General features: G+C 58.6%; 15 protein-coding genes. 9 read left to right on the top strand and 6 right to left on the bottom strand.

Translation table 11 applies throughout. The features are described 5' to 3' along the window. Positions 1-150: 150 nt before the first annotated feature. From BMY73_RS14070 to BMY73_RS14080, 3 genes are all read left to right on the top strand, one after another. Positions 151-1,545: a class II fumarate hydratase gene (locus BMY73_RS14070; RefSeq protein WP_062380114.1), complete on the top strand. Its 1,395-nt coding sequence runs from the start codon at positions 151-153 to the stop codon at positions 1,543-1,545. Further along, positions 1,538-2,152 carry an NAD(P)H-dependent oxidoreductase gene (locus BMY73_RS14075; RefSeq protein ID WP_092407803.1) on the top strand — a complete coding sequence of 205 codons (615 nt, stop codon included), beginning with the start codon at positions 1,538-1,540 and terminating at the stop codon, positions 2,150-2,152. The genes BMY73_RS14070 and BMY73_RS14075 overlap by 8 nt, the downstream gene beginning before the upstream one ends. A 704-nt stretch (positions 2,153-2,856) precedes the next feature. Next, positions 2,857-3,081 (top strand): DUF6316 family protein, encoded by a 225-nt coding sequence (locus BMY73_RS14080; protein ID WP_062380111.1) that lies wholly within the window; start codon positions 2,857-2,859, stop codon positions 3,079-3,081. 3 nt (positions 3,082-3,084) lie between these two features. On the opposite strand, the gene BMY73_RS14085 is transcribed toward BMY73_RS14080, so the two are convergent. Both BMY73_RS14085 and BMY73_RS14090 read right to left on the bottom strand, forming a co-directional pair. Continuing rightward, positions 3,085-3,675, bottom strand: a complete 591-nt coding sequence (locus BMY73_RS14085; RefSeq protein WP_092407805.1) for a tRNA-uridine aminocarboxypropyltransferase — start codon at positions 3,673-3,675, stop codon at positions 3,085-3,087. A gap of 12 nt (positions 3,676-3,687) precedes the next feature. Further along, complete coding sequence (locus BMY73_RS14090) at positions 3,688-4,581, bottom strand: LysR family transcriptional regulator (protein ID WP_062380109.1); 894 nt, start codon at positions 4,579-4,581, stop codon at positions 3,688-3,690. Positions 4,582-4,768: 187 nt separating this feature from the next. Between BMY73_RS14090 and speB the strand changes: the two genes are divergently transcribed. The 3 genes from speB (at position 4,769) to BMY73_RS14105 (ending at position 7,848) form a co-directional block, all read left to right on the top strand. Further along, on the top strand, positions 4,769-5,719 hold the full coding sequence (speB, locus tag BMY73_RS14095) for an agmatinase (protein ID WP_062380107.1): 951 nt from the start codon (positions 4,769-4,771) through the stop codon (positions 5,717-5,719). A 212-nt stretch (positions 5,720-5,931) separates the two neighbouring features. Beyond that, on the top strand, positions 5,932-7,311 hold the full coding sequence (locus tag BMY73_RS14100) for a sodium:solute symporter family protein (protein ID WP_092407807.1): 1,380 nt from the start codon (positions 5,932-5,934) through the stop codon (positions 7,309-7,311). A 267-nt stretch (positions 7,312-7,578) separates the two neighbouring features. Then, a complete protein-coding gene (locus BMY73_RS14105) occupies positions 7,579-7,848 on the top strand; it encodes a hypothetical protein (RefSeq protein WP_092407809.1) in 270 nt (89 codons plus the stop codon). Between the two features lie 168 nt (positions 7,849-8,016). On the opposite strand, the gene BMY73_RS28590 is transcribed toward BMY73_RS14105, so the two are convergent. From BMY73_RS28590 to BMY73_RS27985, 3 genes are all read right to left on the bottom strand, one after another. Beyond that, on the bottom strand, positions 8,017-8,139 hold the full coding sequence (locus tag BMY73_RS28590; protein ID WP_256571180.1) for a PA1414 family protein: 123 nt from the start codon (positions 8,137-8,139) through the stop codon (positions 8,017-8,019). A gap of 255 nt (positions 8,140-8,394) precedes the next feature. Next, on the bottom strand, positions 8,395-9,759 hold the full coding sequence (gene rmuC, locus BMY73_RS14110) for a DNA recombination protein RmuC (RefSeq protein WP_162770499.1): 1,365 nt from the start codon (positions 9,757-9,759) through the stop codon (positions 8,395-8,397). A 530-nt stretch (positions 9,760-10,289) separates the two neighbouring features. Further along, positions 10,290-10,568 (bottom strand): hypothetical protein, encoded by a 279-nt coding sequence (locus tag BMY73_RS27985; protein ID WP_139214227.1) that lies wholly within the window; start codon positions 10,566-10,568, stop codon positions 10,290-10,292. 259 nt (positions 10,569-10,827) lie between these two features. On the opposite strand from BMY73_RS27985, the gene BMY73_RS14115 reads away from it, so the two are divergent. The 3 genes from BMY73_RS14115 to BMY73_RS14125 all read left to right on the top strand — a co-directional run bounded on the left by BMY73_RS14115 (position 10,828) and on the right by BMY73_RS14125 (position 13,260). Continuing rightward, positions 10,828-11,052: a hypothetical protein gene (locus BMY73_RS14115; RefSeq protein WP_062380099.1), complete on the top strand. Its 225-nt coding sequence runs from the start codon at positions 10,828-10,830 to the stop codon at positions 11,050-11,052. A gap of 278 nt (positions 11,053-11,330) precedes the next feature. Continuing rightward, positions 11,331-11,822 (top strand): hypothetical protein, encoded by a 492-nt coding sequence (locus tag BMY73_RS14120; RefSeq protein ID WP_062380097.1) that lies wholly within the window; start codon positions 11,331-11,333, stop codon positions 11,820-11,822. 139 nt (positions 11,823-11,961) lie between these two features. Next, the gene (locus BMY73_RS14125) at positions 11,962-13,260 is read left to right on the top strand and encodes an OmpP1/FadL family transporter (protein WP_062380095.1); all 1,299 of its coding nucleotides are present in this window, start codon (positions 11,962-11,964) and stop codon (positions 13,258-13,260) included. Between the two features lie 108 nt (positions 13,261-13,368). On the opposite strand, the gene BMY73_RS14130 is transcribed toward BMY73_RS14125, so the two are convergent. Next, positions 13,369-13,920, bottom strand: coding sequence for a glutathione peroxidase (locus BMY73_RS14130; RefSeq protein WP_062380093.1), 552 nt, complete (start codon positions 13,918-13,920; stop codon positions 13,369-13,371). Positions 13,921-14,117 lie beyond the last annotated feature (197 nt).

A 14,117-nucleotide genomic window follows, 5' to 3' on the forward strand; every position in this document is an offset into this window, starting at 1 on the left:
CGGCATCGGTCTATCCGAAGGTATAACACGACCAGATCCTGTGTTTTGTCGCACACTGGCGGCTCGTGTTCTTGCCGCGCAGCCGCTGCCGGGAACCGAACCCGCTTCCCGGGTACTAAACTGCGCTAACGATCTTAAGGAGTGAGTCCAGTGAGCCGTACCGAAACCGACAGCATAGGTCCGATCGAAGTCCCCGAAAACGCTTACTGGGGGGCACAAACTCAACGGTCTTTGATCAATTTCGCCATCGGCCAGGAACGCATGCCGTTGCCGGTGCTGCATGCGCTGGCACTGATCAAGAAGGCCGCTGCCCGCGTCAACGACCGTAATGGCGACCTGCCTGCCGATATTGCGCGCCTGATCGAACAGTCCGCCGATGAAGTGCTGGAGGGTAGCCTCGATGACCAGTTCCCGCTGGTGGTCTGGCAGACAGGCAGCGGCACACAGAGCAACATGAACGTTAATGAGGTTATCGCCGGACGGGCCAACGAATTGGCGGGTAAAGGTCGCGGCGGCAAGTCTCCGGTTCATCCGAACGATCACGTCAACCGTTCGCAGAGCTCCAACGACTGCTTCCCGACCGCCATGCACATCGCGGCAGCGCAAGCGGTAAAAGAGCAGTTGCTGCCCGCCATCGCCGAACTGTCCGCGGGCATTGCCGAGCAGTCGTCGCGCCACATGAAGCTGGTGAAAACCGGCCGCACGCACATGATGGACGCCACCCCGATCACGTTCGGCCAGGAGTTGTCCGCCTACGTTGCACAACTCGATTACGCTGAAAAGAGCATTCGGGCGGCCCTCCCCGCCGTCTGTGAGCTGGCTCAGGGCGGCACGGCGGTCGGGACCGGTCTCAACTCTCCGCACGGTTTTGCCGAAGCGGTGGCCGCTGAACTCGCGGCACTGTCCGGACTGCCCTTCGTCACCGCGCCCAACAAATTCGCCGCGCTCGCGGGCCACGAACCCTTGACCGCACTGTCGGGCGCACTGAAAACCCTGGCGGTGACGCTGATGAAGATCGCCAACGACCTGCGCCTGCTGGGTTCGGGGCCGCGTGCCGGTCTGGCGGAAGTCAAATTGCCCGCCAACGAACCTGGCAGCTCGATCATGCCTGGCAAGGTCAACCCGACGCAGTGTGAAGCCCTGTCGATGCTGGCATGCCAGGTCATGGGCAACGACACCACGATTGCTTTCGCGGCCAGTCAGGGCCACTTGCAGTTGAACGTGTTCAAGCCGGTGATCATCCACAACCTGCTGCAATCGATCCGGTTGCTGGGCGACGGTTGCCGCAACTTCAACGAACACTGCATCGCAGGCATGGAACCTGATGCAGGAAAAATGGCGGAGCACCTGGAGCGCGGCCTGATGCTGGTCACGGCCCTGAACCCGCACATCGGGTACGACAAATCCGCGCAAATCGCCAAGAAAGCTTACAGCGAAGGCCTGACCTTGCGCGAAGCCGCTCTGCAGCTGGGCTTCCTCACCGATGCCGAGTTCGACGCCTGGGTTCGCCCGGAAAAGATGCTCGAGGCCGGCAGCAATGGCTGAGCCGATCAGCGGCGCCACCCCGCTGGAAGGGTATGGCAAACGCATCCTGATGGTCATCGGTACGCCGAAGACCATCAGTCTGGGCCACGCGCTGGGCGAAGCCTATGCCCACGGCGCGCGGAGTCAGGGACATGTGGTGCGCGTGCTGAAGCTGGAAGAACTGGAATTCGATCCGGTGCTGCGCGGCGGCTATGAGTCAAGTCAGACGCTGGAGCATGACCTGCTGGAGGCCCAGCGCGAGATTCACTGGGCCCAGCATCTGGTGTTCGTGTACCCGGTCTGGTGGGGCGGCCTGCCCAGTCTGCTCAGCGGGTTCTTCGACCGGGTGTTCATGCCCGGCTTCGCCTTCAAGGCCCACGGCCGTCATCATCCTGCCAACGAGTTGCTCAAGGGCCGGACCGCCGAGTTGCTGGTAACACTGGACACGCCCTCACGCTACTTTCGCTGGGTGCTCAAAGCCCCAGCGCATCGGCAGATGACGAAGGCGATTCTGGAGTTCTGCGGCATCAAGACCACTCGATTGACGGAGTTTTCCCCGGTGCGCACATCGACTGAGGAACAACGCCAGCAATGGATTCACCAGGCTGAAGCGTTGGGTAAACGTTGACGTTTCGTTATTGAAAACCAGTGATCCTTACTAGACCGCAATACCTGTAGGAGGCGTCCGAGGTTACGAGGGTATGGGCCGCAATTCGGACGAATGCGGTATGTCTCCACCATCGATGCTGCTGACCCACTGCATTCGCCAGCAAGCCGGCTCCCACAAGCCCGAGGCCCGGACAGCGATCTGATGGATGCCCCTGGCTGTCAACGACGCCGTCCCTGTGGGAGACCTCCGAGGTTACGAGGGTATGGGCCGCAATTCGGACGAATGCGGTATGTCTTTCACCTTCGATGCTGCTGACCCACTGCCTTCGCGAGCAAGCTCACTCCCACCGGTCTGAGGTCTGGACACAGATTCGAGTATCAACCCGGCCCCTGTGGGAGACGTCCGAGGTTACGAGGGCAGCGAATGCGGGCTGTCAGCCACCGTCGATGCTGCTGACACACTGTCGTTCGCCAGCGAGTCGGCTCCCCCCCCACTTGCGTTGTCCGGCCGTGCTCGTGAGCAATCAGGCGGCCGAAGTCTCGGCGTTCATTTCATTGAACCGGACTGACCGCACTGCATCCAACGCTTGCAGTTCGGAGTAAAGTGTCACTCGGCCAGCCGACTTTTCCGTCTCACGCTGTGGATAAGTTGTTGGACCGCCGGACACAGGTTTAGCCGTCCTGAATCGTTTTCCGACCATCCTCCCCAGCGCGGAGAAGGCTATGTTAAGCAAGCGTGAGCAAGACCCTGAGACCGCCGTGCACTTTCGCAGCGACCGCGTCTCCCGCGTCAATGGCCTGTATTTTTTCAGCACCCGGGAAAACACCCTCGAAGGCCCTTTTTTCAACAAAGAGGACGCAGCGCGGGAAACCGAAGCTTATATTCGGCGCATGCAGGGTGCCCGACCTTCACAGACCGACAGCTCGTCAGGCCCACTCAATGGCTGACTTTCAGGAATGATTGCGGCGAAAGGTTTCCTCCCCCATGGCCGCAATCTGCCCCTCGATCAAGGCATCGAACGGCTTTAGCAGCGACTCGAACGAACGATCCGGCTCCAGCGTGTGCAACGCATGGGTAATCGCTTCCAGCGTAGACAAAGCCTCCACACCGGGTACCTTGCGCAAGCGATAGCGCGAGGGCGGCGGATTTTCCAGCGTGACGCGGGGCAACGCGGCAAGCACTGGATTGAGGTGCAGCAGCTTGCGCGCCTTTCGCCAGGTGCCGTCGGGAATCACCAGCAACAAGGGCTCGACGTCGCCCGTTCGGGCGGTGAGCGCCGACGCGGCCTCCCCCGGGAACAACAGCCGGGCCTGATAACCCGGCACATTGAGCAACGTCTCAAGATTGTGAAAAACCTCCCCCACCACCAACTCGGCATTGTTCAACCCGAGCACCGCCAGACGCGCCGTGTTCAAGGCGTGATTGACCTCGCTGGGGTGCTGCAGGATCAGCACGCGGGTGCGACTGTCGAGGGCGGGAATGAGCGCGCACAAGCAATGATTCTCGGGACGCAGGCAACGCTCACAGCGAGCACGGGACATGACCAGGGCCTCTCAGAGTGGGTTGAGCTGCGCTTTGAGCAGGTCGCGAAACGTCTGAATCAGAGGCTCGCGGCTGCGCCCGCGACGCAGAATCATCGAGAACGGCGCCTGATAGCCAAATGTCGCGGGCAACAGCACACGCAAATGCCCGGAATCGACCCAGGATTGTGCGTAATGCTCTGGCAGATAACCGATGTACGCGCCGGAAAGCACCAAAATCAGCTGCGCCTCCATACTCTCCACGGTGGCAGCACTGTGCTTGAACCCATGCCGGGCCAGTTCCGCCTGACTCCAGTACCCACGTCCGACCATGCGCTGCTGAGTGATCACCGGCTCAGGAATGCGTCGCTCGGCAAACAACGGGTGGCGGCTGCTGCAGTACAGCCAGTGCTGTTCCCTGTACAGCGGCTGATACAGCAAACCGTTCATGCGCGTGGAAAAAGAACCAATGGCCAGGTCCAGACGATTGTCCAGTACTCCGAGTTGCAACTCGTAGGGGCTCATCACCGACAGGTGCAAATGCACGGCCGGATGCTCCTCGCTGTACGCACCAATCACCTCTGCAAACGGCAGCGCCCTGTCACTGACCGTGGAGTCCAGCACGCCAAGGTTCAATGTCCCGCGCAGCTCGCCCTTGAGCGCTGCCGCGTAGTGTTCGAAACCTTCGAGTTCACTCAGCAAACGCAACGTTTCCTGATGAAACAACTCGCCCTTGCTGGTCAGACTGAAGCCGCCGCGACCACGATGGCATAACACAATGCCCAATGCCGACTCGAGTTGGCTCATGTAGGTGCTGATGGCCGACGTCGACAGATTGAGTTCCTGCTGCGCGCTGGCAAATCCTTGATGGCGTACTACACAGGCGAAGATACGCAGCAGTTTGAGATCGGGTAATGCGTTGGCCATGATGTGTCCGGGAAAGGGTGTCGCGGTAGCAATCCGCGAAGCTTACCCGATACTTCAGAAATTTCTGAACTAAGTATTTTGCCTCAGCGATTGTTCGCAAGCCGCCCGGTTCGCAGAATCGGCACAGCTTCTGCAAAGCACAACCGGCTTCTGACACCTACCGATCACCCACCGATGAGGCAATCCCGTGGACAAGATTTTCCACCAACCACTGGGCGGCAACGAAATGCCGCGCTTCGCCGGCATCGCCACCATGATGCGTCTGCCCCACCTGCAATCGGCCGCGGGTCTTGATGCCGCCTTCATTGGCGTGCCACTGGACATCGGCACGTCGCTGCGGGCTGGCACCCGTTTCGGTCCTCGCGAGATCCGTGCCGAATCGGTGATGATCCGTCCGTACAATATGGCCACGGGCGCCGCACCGTTCGATTCCCTCTCTGTTGCCGACATCGGCGACGTCGCGATCAACACCTTCAATCTGCTGGATGCCGTGCGCATCATCGAAGAAGCGTACGACGGCTTTCTGGAGCACGGCATCATCCCGCTGACGCTGGGTGGCGACCACACCATCACCCTGCCAATCCTGCGTGCCATCCACAAGAAACACGGCAAGGTCGGTCTGGTGCACATCGACGCCCATGCTGACGTCAACGACCACATGTTCGGCGAAAAGATCGCCCACGGGACGACCTTCCGCCGCGCGGTGGAAGAAGGCCTGCTGGACTGCGACCGCGTGGTGCAGATCGGTCTGCGCGCACAGGGTTACACCGCTGAAGACTTCAACTGGAGCCGCAAACAGGGCTTCCGGGTGGTGCAAGCTGAGGAGTGCTGGCACAAATCGCTGGAACCGTTGATGGCTGAAGTGCGCGAGAAAGTCGGCGGAGGTCCGGTGTACCTGAGCTTCGACATCGACGGCATCGACCCGGCGTGGGCGCCAGGCACTGGCACCCCTGAAATCGGCGGACTGACCACCATTCAGGCCATCGAAATCATCCGTGGCTGCCAGGGTCTCGACCTCATCGGTTGCGACCTGGTAGAAGTCTCGCCGCCTTACGACACCACCGGGAACACCTCGCTGCTGGGCGCCAATCTGCTGTACGAAATGCTCTGCGTGCTGCCGGGTGTCACGCACCGCTAGTAGTCACGCCGAACCTGTAGGAGCGCTCTTGCCCGCGAACGCAGTGTGCCAGTGCCAGATATTTCACAGGCAAATGGCAATCGCGGGCGAGCGCGCTCCTGCAAAAGCTCATCGCGGCACAACACGATAAGCAGCCTTCACCCGCTGACTGCCTGAGCCGTCTCAGCCGGATGAAGTGCGATTCACTATAAAAACAATGATTGGAGACACCCATGGCTTTAGATATTTGTGTGGTGCTGATTTACGCAGCCGGCATGCTGGTGTTGGGTTGGTATGGCATGCGCAAAGCCAAGACCCATGAAGATTATCTGGTGGCCGGTCGTAACCTTGGGCCCAGCCTCTATATGGGCACCATGGCCGCCACTGTTCTGGGCGGCGCCTCCACTGTCGGCACCGTTCGCCTGGGTTATGTGCATGGCCTTTCCGGTTTCTGGCTCTGTGCGGCACTGGGCGCGGGAATCATCGCGCTGAACCTGTTCCTCGCCAGACCGCTGCTCAAGCTGCGTATCTTTACCGTGACGCAAATCCTCGAAAAGCGTTACAACCCGATGGCCCGCCAGGCCAGCGCGGTCATCATGCTCGCGTATGCATTGATGATCGGCGTGACCTCCATCCTCGCCATTGGCACCGTCATGCAGGTGCTGTTCGATCTCCCGTTCTGGCTATCGGTCGTGTTGGGCGGTGGCGTGGTGGTCGTGTATTCGACCATCGGCGGCATGTGGTCACTGACCTTGACCGACATCGTCCAGTTCGTGATCAAGACCGTCGGCCTGATGTTCATCCTGTTGCCGATCTGCCTGTACCGCGTGGGCGGATGGGACGAACTGGTCGCCAGGCTGCCAACGTCCAGCTTCAACTGGACCACCATCGGCTGGGACACCATCACCACCTACTTCCTGATTTACTTCTTCGGCATCCTGATCGGTCAGGACATCTGGCAGCGGGTGTTCACTGCACGTACCGAAAACGTCGCCCGATACGCAGGTTCGGTAGCCGGCATTTACTGCATCGTCTACGGACTGGTCTGCGCACTGATCGGTATGGCAGCGCATGTTTTGCTGCCCGACCTGAGCAATGTCAATACCGCGTTCGCTGCAATCGTCAAAGCTGCACTGCCAGATGGCATCCGTGGTCTGGTCATCGCTGCGGCACTCGCCGCCATGATGTCCACCGCCAGTGCTGGCCTGCTCGCGGCGTCCACCACCCTGACCGAAGACTTGCTGCCGAAGCTGCGTGGCGGCAAACAATCGAGTCTGGGCATCAATCGCCTGTTCACGGCCCTGACCGGGCTGGTCGTACTGGCGATCGCGCTGGTGGTCAATGATGTCATCAGCGCACTGACGCTGGCGTACAACCTGCTCGTCGGTGGCATGCTCATCCCGTTGATCGGTGCGATCTACTGGAAACGCGCCACCACGGCGGGTGCCATCACCAGCATGACCCTGGGCTTCATCACGGCTCTGGCATTCATGTTCAAGGATGGCCTGGACGCCAATACACCGATCTACTACAGCCTGGCGGTCGGCCTGGCGAGCTTTGTACTGGTCAGCCTGGTATCGACACGCAGTGTCGCGTTGACCCGCGCAGCGTGATTGCGTAACCGTCCTTGCCGTGACGTGGTTGAAACAGATCAGGGCGCCTGAGAGCGCCCTTATTTATGCGCAGTTACAAAAAATCCGCACGACCAAGGCGGCTCCGGCCATGAAAGTTGAACTAGCCTTGGTCAGGACAGCGTGCTGGCGAGTCGCCGTAAAGATGCGTTCACTTCAGGAGCCGTCAACCGCCAGACAGTTACGTCACAACCCTCTGTTTTTGAAGTCGGGGTCATTTTTCGAATACGTCAAATCAGGGGGATTGCCATGGACCGTAACGAAGTCAGACAGCACGTCATCGATACACTCGGAAAAATCCTTGTCGACAAGTCTCTGATCCAGGAGAAGGACGACGCCCTACTCAGCGAGCTGGAGCTGGACGAACAGGATTTCGAAGAGTTCTTCACCACCCTGCAAACCGATTTCAAAATCGTTCTGCCAAACAGTGTCAGGTCCGATATCACGCATTTCAGTGATTCGGCCAATAGCCAATTGACGTTGCAGGGACTGATCGACTTGATCCAGAAGGCAATGTAAGGAGGAAGAATCGCTAAACGCAGATGCGTTAGATTTCGCCAGGAATGGAAGGTGAACAAACATGCCGCCGACTCAATCCGTGGCGGATCGCCTGACCCCCCAAGCAGGAGCTTGAGCGGGCTATCGGAAGATAGCGCCGCTGTCGGTTACGTTGAGGTCGGCCCGAAATCAGCGACGCGGACGACGGCGTTCATCATCGGTTCGCACAGGAACAGGCTGCAATTTTGGCCGCTCGATCAAACCCAAAGCGACACCCACATCATGAAGCCATTCTTGCCATTTGCTGTTCATATAACGCCCCCTTCAGGGAAATACCCGGCAGCCAACTTCTGATCCGCCTGAGCAAATCATAGTGGTAAGTCGCACTTTACGCCTGCTACCGAGTGTCGCGGCAGGAAATTTTTCCCTTTCTTTATGTTAGGACATTTCAAACCCGTTAAAACCCGAGGTCACGCGACCAACGGTAAAGCACCAGACGTCATTTTCGGTCTCTACACCGATGGCGATTTTGACCTCACCGCACGCGGGCGCTGGCCCCACACAGGCCTACTCAGGCAACTTCACCAACCCGTCATCATCAGTCATCGCACGCTCGAGCAAATCCGCCGGGAGGTTCTTGCTCGCCCGGGCACCCAGCAGCTTCAGTTGCTCGCTACGGCTGACAAGGTTGCCACGTCCCTCGACCAGTTTGTTACGGGCCGCACCATACGCTTTGTCCAGTTGCTGCAAGCGATTGCCGACCTCGTCCAGATCCTGGATGAACAGCACAAACTTGTCGTAGAGCCAGCCTGCCCGCTCGGCGATCTCCCGCGCGTTCTGACTCTGACGCTCCTGCTTCCAAAGACTGTCGATGACCCTGAGTGTGGCCAGCAGCGTGGTCGGGCTGACAATGACAATGTTTCGATCAAAGGCCTCCTGAAACAGGGTCGATTCGGCCTGCAACGCCGCCGAAAAAGCTGCTTCTATAGGGACGAACAGCAAGACAAAATCCAGGCTGTGCAGGCCTTCCAGCCGTTTATAGTCCTTACCGGACAGCCCTTTGACGTGATTACGCAGCGACAGGACGTGCTGCTTCAAGGCGACCTGGGCGATCACATCGTCGTCGGCCGAGACATACTGCTGATACGCCGTAAGGCTGACCTTGGCGTCCACAACGACCTGCTTGTCGCCCGGCAGCATGATCAGCACATCGGGCTGGAAGCGCTCGCCATCCGGACCTTTCAGGCTGACCTGCGTCTGGTACTCGCGCCCCTTCTCAAGGCCGGCGTGTTCCAGCACCCGCTCGAGAATCAATTCCCCCCAGTTGCCCTGGGTTTTCTGGCCCTTGAGGGCGCGGGTCAGATTGGTGGCCTCATCGCTCAAGCGCTGATTGAGCTGTTGCAGGCGCTCCAGCTCCTTGCCGAGCGAGAACCGCTCGCGCGCTTCCTGTTGATAGCTTTCTTCGACACGTTTCTCGAATGACTGAATCCGCTCTTTGAGCGGATTCAGTAACTGTCCTAATTGCTGCTGGCTGGTTTCGGCGAAGCGCTGCTCACGCTCATCGAAGATTTTCCCCGCCAGCTCGGCAAACTGCGCGCGCAGCTCATCGCGAGACCCTTGCAGGTCATTCAGGCGCTGCTGATGACTCTCCTGCTGCTCGCGCAGCTCGGCATGGAGTGACGCGCATTGCGCATCCAGACGGCGCAGCTCGGTTTCCTTGTCGTTGCGCTCTTGCCACCAGTCCGCCTGTGCCTGACGCGCGGCTTCCTGCTGCTGACGCAGCAACTCCACTTCTCTGCGCAGCGCTGCCAGATCCGCTTGTTTGACCGCATTGGCCTGCCCCAGGTCGCTGATTTCATCCCGGCAGGCATCGAGCTGCGCATTAAGCCCGTCCTGGGCCAACTGCGCGGTGCTGAGGCGCTCTTCAAGCAACGCCGATTCCGCTTCACGCAGCGTCACCCGCCGCTGCAGCTGCCACGCCAGTGCCAGCAACGGCACCGCCGCTGCGGCCAAACCCAGCAGCAGGCTGGTGAGGTCCAAAGCCATAAACATTTCCCGACTCCACAATTCATGCTGGCGGCATTATGCGCAGAAGCGGAAATGAATTCAGACTCCGATTCACCGATTGCAGCATGAGCGGTGAGCGACGAGGAAGAAAGTGTCGTACGCGTCCGTACGCCTTCGCAAAGCCGCGTACTAGAGCAACGGCTTGGGACAATCCACAGAACCTGTGGATAACTCAGTGGACAACGCCCCTTTAACCCTCGCAAACGCAGATAGAATGGGGCCTGCGTTCAAACTGACGATTTTTTCACCAACAAAAAAAAGCGATGGTTTTCATTGACTTAATAATTCGCCGCCTGAAATCAGGCTGTTACGAGCGAATATGACAGTGAGATGGCAGGTCATCGACCTAATGTGCACAAGTCAATTTCCAATCGCTATAAGTGACGCTTTGGCATTCACGACCAGGCTCTATAAGCGCTCAACAAACCGCCAATCGCCCCGTTGCTCCGGTAATGGCAGCTTTTTTCTGTAAGGCCCTTCCCATGTGAAGGCAAATCCGTTAGCATCGCCGCCGTTAGTACCAAGCTGAAAGTCAATTCTGATCGAACAAATCCCCTGGCCATGATTTGCTGCTGAGCAAAAACGGACTGAAAAAAGGGATCGATCACCTCGATGGTTTCCAGACATGAACCTGCACAACCTGCCGAATGATCGGAGGTGTGAAAAAGCGTCATGGACTGCTCAACCAGCCTGCAAATTGATCAGGATCTTCACCCCGAGCATCGAACCTTTGCTCCTGTTGTGTCGCCTGCCCTCCGAAGTACCTACCAGTCAGCCCAGCGCCACACGATAACCGCGCTTCAACTGGCTGCTTTTGTTCCAGACAGGTTCTGCGCCCTGCCCTGACTCGCATTCGAGCATCGGTCCGCGTTTACTGGAACGTTTTTATTTTGCACGCCTCTTATTGCGTGTCGATTCAGGAAACACCCTTACATGACTACTCATACCCAGACTCAAAACGCTATTCGCACCCTCACCAACGCCTTCGCACCCATGGACTGCCTGATCATGGCTGCTCGCAAAGGCTGCTTCAGCTTCACCATCGTCAACGAGCATGGAATCGCACGTCACAGCGAGCGCCTGTATCCTGATCAGTACTCCAGCGCTGAACCGCTGCAGGCCGTGATCGACCGCACGCGCCAGGCACTGACGGCCTGATACCGTTCGTCGGCTGAAAAAATCCAGCATCCAGGCCTCACCCTTAAACGGTGGGGCTTTTTTGTGCCTGTTTTCTTTATGAAAATGACCGCAGCTTAATCGCCAGGCGCGCTATAAAGCGTGGCACAAATCGAGAAATATTTTAAAAACAGCCCTTTACACCGCAAATATGACACTACACTTCAAGTCAAGCGGTCTGGGCCGCTTCCGGTGGGCCCGCCCCGATCACCGCTGCCAAGCACCAGGGTCCACCGGCTCAATCACTTCCCGAGGGTGTTATGGGAATCGCCGCCAGTGAACTGTGCCGTCATGTGATCCGCCCCACGCTGATCTATCTCGGCCGCCACCATCCCGGGGCAGAATTCTTCCTGCTCGCGGTTGCGGCCAGCCAGTCCGCCTTGGGTGCAAAGCTCGACACCCAACGAGGGCACGGCCTCTACAGCATCTCCGACACCCTTCATTACAAAGTCTGGGACGAATACCTGGCGAAGGACCCGGACCTCGCCAGCCTGGTCAGGGGCCTGGCCAGCCAGCATGCGTTTCTGAGCGGCCCCGATCTGGAGTTGACCGTCAACCTGCGTTACTCCACAGCGATTGCCTGGCTGATGGTGGAAGCCAGCCACCTCTCATTGCCCGCTGGAGATGATTTGCTGGGCATGGCCCGAATTTGGCGCCGGATATTTCAGCCGCAAGGCCGCCTTCAGGATTTCACGAGGGCCTGGCAACACTCGGTAAGCCCCCTGTTTCAGACCGAGCAGGCCATTTTGTGACTTGACGGTTTCGCTGACGTTCCCAGCTATTTTCTCAGATTGTCCTACAAAAACTGCTCTATCTAGGGCGATTCAGCCTATAGCGCGTTATGAAAAATATTGGTAATTTCCGCGCGGTGATCAACAAGGAGTTCTAACAATGAAAACAACAATGATCAAATCCAGCCTCAGTCTCGCCATTACACTCGCCTCCACCCAGATTTTCGCCTCCGGTTTTGCCCTTAACGAACAAAGCATCAGCGGCATGGGCACCGGTTTCGCCGGTCGCTCCTCTTCTGTCGATGACGCCAGTATCGTTTACGGCAACCCGGCCGGCATGTCGCGCCTCAAACGCCAGCAAGTGACTGGAGGCGTGGCTGCGATCGATGCCAAGACCGACATCTCCGATACAAGCGGCAGAAGCAGCGGTACCAACAAAGGCGACATGGTTCCGTTCATCGCCGTGCCAATGGGTTTCTACGTCAACCCTGTCGATGATCACTGGGCCTTCGGCCTGGGCGTTTACGCCCCGTTCGGTCTGGTGACCGACTACGAAAGCAGCTTCCAGGGCCGTAATTTCGGCAGCAAGAGCATCGTGAAGGTCGTCACCTTCCAGCCGACGATCAGCTACGCCTTCAACGACAAGGTTTCGATCGGTTTCGGTCCAACCATCAACCGTATCTCCGGTGCTCTGGAATCGAATCCGAACCTGAGCGGCATAACCGCTCCAATCACCGGTCGCCCGGCGGGCGACGGTCGCGTTCAGGTGAAAGGGGATGACGTCGGTTACGGTTTCAACGCCGGTATCCTGGTTCAGGCCACCGACACCACCAGCGTGGGCCTGACTTACCACTCGAAAGTCACCTACAAACTCGAAGGCCACACTGAGGTCACGCCGGGTGCAGGCGTTCCTCCAGCGTTGTTGAGTGCAGGGCGTTATGACGCCAAGCTCAGCCTTGACACCCCTGAGTCGGTTGATTTCTCTGTCACGCAGAAGATGAACGACGCGTGGAAGCTCTACGCTGGCGCGACCTGGACTCGCTGGAGCCGTCTGGAAGACATCACCGTCAAGAACTCGGGCGTGAGCGGTGGCGCTCTGGCACCTCGTCTGTTCGGCACCATCACCGAAGAGCAAAACTGGCACGACACCTGGGCGTACGCCATCGGTACGTCCTACCAGTTGAACAAGCAATGGGTACTGCGTACCGGCTTGTCGTTCGACCAGTCGCCAACCAACAACGAGAATCGCTCGCCACGCATTCCGACGGGCGACCGTACCATCTTCAGTCTGGGCGCTGGCTATAGCCCGACTGACGACATCACCATTGACGTCGCGTATTCGTACCTGAAAGAAGAAGACGTCAAGGTTCACGACGTCAGCCCGCTGGGTCAGACGTACAACGCCAAGTATGAAAACAGCGCCAACGGTTTCGGCGTGGGCTTGACCTACCGCTTCTGATGCAGTTGGCGGGACCGGCAGATCACCGGTTCGCCATACAGAAAACCCCGCAGCCAGCGATGGCTGCGGGGTTTTTCGTTATGGGGGGATTAACCTGTCGCTTGAGACTCAAGGCCTGGACGCAATCGCCTTCTCGATCGCCGCGATCAGCTTCGGATCATCCGGCGTGGTGGTGCTCGGAAAACTGGCAACCACATGACCCTTGCGGTCTACCACGTACTTGTAGAAATTCCAGCGCGGCGCATTGCTTTGCTCGGCCAGCACCTTGAACAGGTTGATCGCATCGGAACCGCGAACCGGCTGCGGCTCGGTCATGGTGAACGTCACGCCGTAGTTGACGTAACAGACTTTGGCGGTCTCAGCGGCGTCGCTGGATTCCTGCTTGAAGTCGTCGGAAGGCACGCCAAGCACCTCCAGGCCTTGCCCCTTGAAACGTTGATTAAGGGCTTCCAGCCCTTTGAACTGTGGGGCGAAGCCACAGAAGCTGGCGGTATTGACCACCACCATCGGTTTGCCTGCGAATTGTTCACACAGGTCGATATTCTGTTTGGCCCGCAGCTTGGGCAGCTCGCCTTGCAACAACGGAGGGCAGTCGGCGGCCATCGCAACGCTGCTGACGGCAAACATCAGAAGGGGAAAACAGATCCAGCGAGTTCTCATGACAGCGTCCATTCAAGGCAGGAAGTCTGTCTCACGCTACTCCCTGCCAGCGCGGATGCCTAGCGGATCGGAGTGATTTACACGACGTACCCACCCGTAACGTCCGCTGCAGAAGCAAGCTTGGTCTGAGCGGCATCCCGACGGAAAGCGGTGGCTCAGCAGCATCGCCGGTGTATGACCTACCGCGTTCGTCCGAG

Source organism: Pseudomonas sp. NFACC02, from assembly GCF_900110765.1.
Lineage (GTDB): Bacteria > Pseudomonadota > Gammaproteobacteria > Pseudomonadales > Pseudomonadaceae > Aquipseudomonas.